Consider the following 7,290-nt stretch of genomic DNA (forward strand, 5'->3'; position numbering starts at 1 on the left):
TGCTCAGCATGGATCTACGCTGCTCAGCATGGATCTACGCTGTATATGGTGCTGTTAGCGGCGTATACGATTTTGCTGCATAAATACTCCGGGCAAGAAGACATTATCGTCGGTACGCCGATTGCAAGCAGAACGCATCCGGACATAGAGCCGCTAATTGGAATGTTCGTCAATACCCTTGCGATCCGCACATATCCGCACGGCAGCATGCCGTTTTTGAGCTATTTGCAGGAAATGAAGGAAACGGCGCTCGGAGCGTACGAGCATCAGGACTACTTGTTTGAACAATTGGTAGAAAACGTGCAGGTTAATCGTGATTTAAGCCGCAATCCAGTGTTTGACGCCATGTTTGTCCTGCAAAATACAGAAAACACAGGCATTCGTATAGAAGGGCTTGAACTAAAGCCATATCAGAGCGAATACGCGATAGCTAAATTCGACCTTGTTCTGGATGTTCGGGAAGAAAGCGACGGACTATCATGCAGCCTACAGTACGCAACAGCTTTGTTCAATAGGGAAACGGCGCAGCGGATGGCGAAGCATTTTGCTCATTTGGTAGACAGCATTATTGAAGCACCTGAGGCAGAAATTGCCGATCTGAGCATGCTGAGCAGTAAGGAGCTGGCACAGATTTTGCACGGTTTCAACGATACAACAGCGGAGTATCAGCGGGAGAAGACGATCCAGCAGCTGTTTGAGGAGCAGGTGCAGCAGAATCCGAACGCTGTAGCCGTTCGGTTTGAGCAGGAGCAGTTGACGTATCGGGCGTTGAACGAACGAGCCAATCGCTTGGCCCGAACACTGAGGGCTGCGGGTGTGAAGCCTGATCAATTGGTGGGCATTATGGCCGAGCGCTCGCTGGAAATGGTCGTTGGCTTGATGGCGATTTTAAAAGCAGGGGGCGCATATGTGCCGATTGATCCGGACTATCCGCAGGAACGGATCAGCTACATGCTGGAAGACTCAGGGACGCAGGTGCTGTTGGTTCAGGAGCATCGGCAGCAGCAAGCTGTGTTTGAAGGCACGGTCATTTTGCTGGATCACGAGCAGTCTTATCATGAAGATGGGGCCAATCTGGAATCCGTCAATGTGCCGAGCAATGCGGCCTACGTCATCTACACATCGGGGACGACAGGCAAGCCGAAAGGAACCTTGATCGAGCATAAAAATGTTGTGCGGCTGCTGTTCAACAGCAAAAACTTGTTTGATTTCGGCCCGTCGGATACGTGGACGCTGTTCCACTCGTTCTGCTTTGACTTCTCGGTATGGGAGATGTATGGGGCTTTGCTGTACGGAGGAAAATTGGTCATCGTGCCGTCGCTGGCGGCAAAAAATCCGGCGCAGTTTCTGCGATTGCTGGCTGAGCAGCAAGTGACGATTTTGAACCAGACACCAACCTATTTCTACCAATTGCTGCGTGAAGCGCTGGCAGAGGAAGCGCCGACGCTGAGCGTGCGCAAGGTCATTTTTGGCGGTGAGGCACTAAGCCCGCAACTGTTAAAAAACTGGAGGGCGAAATATCCGGCGACGCAGCTGATCAATATGTACGGCATTACGGAAACGACGGTACATGTCACGTACAAAGAGATTACCGAGGTAGAGATTGAGCAGGCGAAAAGCAATATCGGCCGTCCGATTCCTACGCTAAACGTATACGTGCTGGATGCAAAGCGAAATTGCGTGCCTGTCGGTGTGACTGGGGAAATGTATGTAGCTGGCGAAGGGCTGGCGCGTCTGTACTTGAACCGTCCTGATTTGACAAATGAGAAGTTTGTGGACAATCCTTTTGATGCTGGCGCAAAAATGTACCGTTCCGGGGATTTGGCAAGATGGCTGCCAGATGGCAGCATCGAGTATTTGGGCCGAATCGATCATCAAGTGAAAATTCGCGGGTACCGTATTGAGCTTGGCGAAATCGAAACGCAGCTGACCAAGGTGGAAGCGGTGCAGGAGGCAATCGTTCTCGCTTGCGAGGATGGAGGCGGAGAGAAGCATCTTTGCGCGTATTTTGTAGCGGATCAGCCGTTTGCGGTAAACGAGATAAGAAGCCTGCTATCGCAAGAGCTGCCGGGGTACATGATTCCGTCGTACTTTGTGCAGATGGATCGGATGCCGCTGACATCGAACGGAAAAATCGACCGCAAAGCGCTGCCAGCGCCTGAAGGCAGATTGCAAACAGGAGAGGAGCATGTCGCGCCGCGCACGTCGCAGGAAGCGCAGCTTGCGGAAATTTGGCGGGAAGTGCTCAGGCTGGAGCGGGTTGGTGTAAAGGACAATTTCTTCGAGCTTGGCGGCCACTCTTTAAGGGCAGCAACGCTGGTAAGCATGGTGCGTAAAGCGATGAATGTGGACCTCCCGCTGCGGGATGTGTTCCACTTCGCTACCATTGAACAGATGGCGTATGCGATTGGCAAGCTGGAACAAGCTTCTTACAGCTTCATTCCTTCAATTATTGAAGAAAACGAATTTTATCCGCTGTCCTCAGCGCAAAAACGCCTGTACGTGCTACAGCAGCTGGAGGGAGCGGAGCTTAGTTACAATATGCCAGTCGCTCTGCGTCTGGCGGGATCGCTGGATCGTCAGCGGCTGGAAAGGGCGCTGCAAGCGCTGGTGGCCCGCCACGAATCGCTGCGGACAGAGTTTGCAGTAGTTGACGGGGAGCCGATGCAGCGTATTGTGGCGTCTGCCGTGTTCTCGGTAACTTACGAGGAGGCGACGGAGGAGGAAGCACAGGAGCGCGTTCGCACCTTCCTTCGTCCGTTCGACCTCAGCGAAGCGCCGCTGCTGCGGACGACGGTGGTGCGCGTAGGCGAAGCGAATCATTTGCTATTGTTCGATATGCATCATATTATTTCCGACGGCACGTCGATGAGTATATTTGTGCAGGAGTTTACGAAGCTGTACGGGTACGAGGAGGCGACGGAGGAGGAAGCACAGGAGCGCGTTCGCACCTTCCTTCGTCCGTTCGACCTCAGCGAAGCGCCGCTGCTGCGGACGACGGTGGTGCGCGTAGGCGAAGCGAATCATTTGCTGTTGTTCGATATGCATCATATTATTTCCGACGGCACGTCGATGAGTATATTTGTGCAGGAGTTTACGAAGCTGTATGGAGGAGAAGAACTGGAGCCACTGCGTTTGCAGTATAAAGATTATGCAGTCTGGCAGCAAAGCTGCCGGGAAAGCGCGTCTTATCGGGAGATGGAGCGCTACTGGCTGAAGCAGTTCGCCGGGGAGCTGCCGGTGCTGAGCCTGCCGCTCGATTATCCGCTTCCGGCGGTGCGCAGCTTCGAGGGAGCACGCGTAGAATTCGAGCTGGACAGCGAGCTGTCAGGAGCGCTGCGGGAGCTGGCCCGTACGAGCGGGGCGACGGTGTATATGGTGCTGCTGGCAGCGTACAGCGCGTTGCTTGGCCGGTTAAGCAGTCAGGAGGAGCTGATCGTCGGCACGCCGATTGCGGGACGTTCGCATGCTGACTTGCAGGGCATGCTAGGGATGTTCGTGAACACACTGGCGCTGCGGCTGAGCCCGTCGGGTGAAAAACCATTCTCCGCCTACTTGCAGGAAGTGAAGCAGACGGCGCTAAGCGCCTTCGAACACGGGGACTATCCGTTCGAGGAACTGGTGGAGCAGGTAGTCAGGCAGCGGGATTTGAGCCGCAATCCGCTTTTTGATGCGATGCTGGTGTTGCAAAACACGGAGCAGTCGGAGTTGGAGCTGGCGGATCTGCAATGGACGCCGTACCCAGTAGAAAGTGGAGCGGCGAAATTCGATCTGACGCTGTCGGTAAGTGAAGAGGAGCAGGGCATGCGTTGCACGCTGGAATACGCGGTGAAGCTGTTCGAGCGGGCCACGATTGAGCGCTGGGTGGGTCATTTTACGGAGCTGCTGCGTCAAGTGACCCGCGATTCGCATACAACGCTGGGAAGCATGGACTTGCTGACGGCAGGGCAGCGGGAGCAGTTGCTGGTGGACTTTAACGATACAGGGGCAGAAGTGCTGCTAGAGCAGCGGGCGACGCTGCATGCGCTGTTTGAGGAGCAAGCGGCGAAGACGCCGGAACGTGTCGCCGTCGTTTGCGGGGAGGAGGCCTTGACCTACCAAGAGCTGAACGAACGCAGCAGCAGTGTGGCGTTTAATTTGCAGAAGCGCGGCGTGGCGCCAGCAGATGTTGTTGCCATCATGCCTACGCGTTCCGTGGAACTGATCGTTGGCATCCTAGGCATTTTGAAAACGGGCGCTGCTTATGTGCCGATTGATCCCGACTATCCGACAGAACGGATTCATTTCATGCTGGAGGACAGCAGGGCTCGTTTTTGCCTGACGCATCAAGCACATGTTCATCAAGTTAAACAATCAGCAGTGGAGGTTCTTCTACTAGACGGGTTAGAAAAACTAGAGGAGCATTCCGAACAGCCTTTACCTGCAATCCTTCCGACAGATGTAGCTTACATCATTTATACGTCCGGTTCGACCGGCAGGCCGAAAGGCGTTATGATCGAACACCGCTCTGTCGTTCATTTGTGCAGATGGCATCAGGCCTATTTTGATATGAGTGCAACAGATCGGACAACCCAATATGCAGGTATTGGTTTTGATGCAGCGGCGTGGGAAATATTCCCTTCCCTTACGATAGGAGCCGCCGTGCATATCGTACCGGAAGATTTGCGTCTGGACCCTGCCGCCTTAAATGCCTATTTTGAGGAAAAAAACATAACGGTCAGCTTCTTGCCGACACAGGTGTGCGAACAGTTTATAACGCTGGAAAATCGTTCTCTGCGCGTTTTGTTGACGGGCGGGGATCGTTTGAAGAAAATCAGTCATACTCGGTATGCTTTATACAACAACTATGGACCTACAGAAGGTACAGTGCTTGCTACATCGGCCCGAGTGGATGCATCCCTTGCTGTCATACCGATCGGGAAGCCTATTTCTAACACCCGAGTGTATGTACTTACCCAGGAGAACGGCTTGCAGCCTGTTGGTGCTGTTGGTGAACTGTGCATAAGCGGAGTCGGTCTAGCCCGAGGATATTGGGATAGAGCGGATCTAACTTTGGAAAAATTTGTGTCTAACCCGTTTGAGCCAGGGGAGCGAATGTACCGTACGGGGGACTTGGTTCGCTGGCAGGCGGATGGCTCCTTGGCGTATGTGGGACGCAGGGATGAACAGGTAAAAATTCGCGGTTACCGCATCGAGCTCAGTGAGATTGAAGCGGTGCTGCTTCGAGGGGCAACGGTTCGCGAGGCGATCGTGCAGGCGCTGCCGGATGCGGGGGGCAGCCTTCAGCTGTGCGCCTACGTCGTAGGCAGCGAGCTGGAGATTCCGAGGCTGCGCAGCTTGCTGTCGGCTTCCTTGCCCGCCTATATGGTGCCGGCCTCCTTGTCAGCTGTGCGCCTACGTCGTAGGCAGCGAGCTGGAGATTCCGAGGCTGCGCAGCTTGCTGTCGGCTTCCTTGCCCGCCTATATGGTGCCGGCCTCCTTCGTGCAGATGGAGAGCCTGCCACTCACGGCCAACGGCAAAGTGGACCGTCAGGCGCTGCCGATGCCAGAGGCTCAGGCTTCACACCTCCCGTATGCTCCGCCTCGCACAGCGATGGAGCATGCGCTGGTGACGGTGTGGCAGCAGGTGCTCGGCGTGCCCGAGGTCAGCATCCATGACCATTTCTTCGATCTGGGCGGCGACTCGATCAAAGCGATTCAAGTCGCTTCCCGGCTGCTGCAGGTCGGGTACAAGCTGGAAATGAAGACGTTATTCCGCTATCCGGTGGTGGCGCAGCTAGGCACCCATCTGACGGCGGTTACCCGTACGGCGGAACAAGGAGAAGTACACGGGGCGGTGCCGCTGACGCCGATTCAGCGCTGGCTGGTGGAACGTGATCCCGTCGACCTGCATCATTTCAACCAGGCGGTCATGCTGTATCGGGAAGAACGGTTTGACCGCGTGGCGCTGAGCGTGGCGATGCAGCACCTCGCCACGCATCATGACGCGCTGCGGATGACGCTGACGCAGGCCGAGGACGGCAGCTATTTCGCTTGGAACCGGAAGGTGGCGGACGGTGAGCTTTACAGGTTGGACGTTTTCGATTTCCGGGGTGAGCCCGGATGGAGCGAAAAGGTCGAAGCCGCTGCCGCTGAGCTGCAAGGCAGCATTTCGCTAGCGACCGGCCCGCTCATGCGGCTGGGCTTAAAGCCGTCAAGGCGTTCGAGGTTGGACGTTTTCGATTTAGGTTGGACGTTTTCGATTTCCGGGGTGAGCCCGGATGGAGCGAAAAGGTCGAAGCCGCTGCCGCTGAGCTGCAAGGCAGCATTTCGCTAGCGACCGGCCCGCTCATGCGGCTGGGCTTGTTCCAAGGTGGGGATGGGGATCATTTGCTCATCGTCATTCATCACTGGGTCGTGGACGGGATATCTTGGCGAATTCTGTTTGAAGATTTTTCCACTGCGTACGAGCAAGCAGTACAAGGGGAAGACATCCGGTTGCCACAGAAAACGGACGCATTCCAGACATGGGCGCAGCAATGGAGCGCTTATGCAGGAAGTCCGGCGATGGAGACGCAGCGTGCGTACTGGAAGCGGATCGTAGAGATGGCGGTTCCGCCGCTGCCCAAGGATTACGACTCAGGAGCCTCAGGAGCCTCAGAAGCCTCAGAAGCTTTAGGAGCTTCAACGCTAGCAGCTAGCCAAACGCTGGCCGTGGAGTGGTCACAAGTCCAGACGCAGCAACTGCTGAAAGAAGCGCACCGAGCTTACGGAACGGAGATTAATGATTTGCTGCTAACTGCTCTAGCGATGGCGGTTCAGGCGTGGAGCGGTATGACGCGTGTGGGGATCATGCTGGAAGGGCATGGAAGGGAAACGATTCTTACGGATGTGGATGTCAGCCGGACGGTCGGCTGGTTCACGAGCGCGTACCCGGTGGTGCTGGAGATGAAGCCAGAGATGACCTTGTCGCAGCAGATCAAGCGAGTGAAGGAAACGCTGCGAGCGATCCCGGACAAAGGGGTTGGCTACGGCCTTCTGCGGTATGGGTCCAAGCAGGTGGAAGGGGAAGACTGGTCGTGTGACCCCGACATTTCCTTCAATTACTTGGGCCAGTTTGATCAGGATTTGGAGCGCAGCGCGCTTGAGCTATCCCCGCTCTCCTCGGGAGAGGCGATCAGCAGTAGAAGGCAACGAGCCGCGCTGCTGGAATGCAACGGGATGATCGCGGAGGGAACGTTGCGCCTGACCGTTAGCTACAGCGCCGCGCAGTACCGTCCAGCGACGGTGGAGCAATTCGCGCAGCGGTTA

General features: G+C 55.7%; 3 protein-coding genes. All 3 read left to right on the forward strand.

Annotated features, from left to right (window positions below):
• Positions 1 to 5,658, forward strand: a 5,658-nt coding sequence (locus tag ASF12_RS18560) for a non-ribosomal peptide synthetase (protein ID WP_056037776.1), incomplete at its 5' end; no start/stop codon positions are given.
• Positions 5,609 to 6,316, forward strand: a complete 708-nt coding sequence (locus ASF12_RS18565; protein WP_056037780.1) for a condensation domain-containing protein — start codon at positions 5,609 to 5,611, stop codon at positions 6,314 to 6,316. The genes ASF12_RS18560 and ASF12_RS18565, both read left to right, overlap by 50 nt.
• On the forward strand, positions 6,229 to 7,290 hold a 1,062-nt coding region (locus tag ASF12_RS18570; RefSeq protein WP_235533211.1), incomplete at its 3' end, for a condensation domain-containing protein. The genes ASF12_RS18565 and ASF12_RS18570, both read left to right, overlap by 88 nt.

This window comes from Paenibacillus sp. Leaf72, assembly GCF_001422685.1.
In the GTDB taxonomy this organism is placed as follows: Bacteria; Bacillota; Bacilli; order Paenibacillales; family Paenibacillaceae; genus Pristimantibacillus.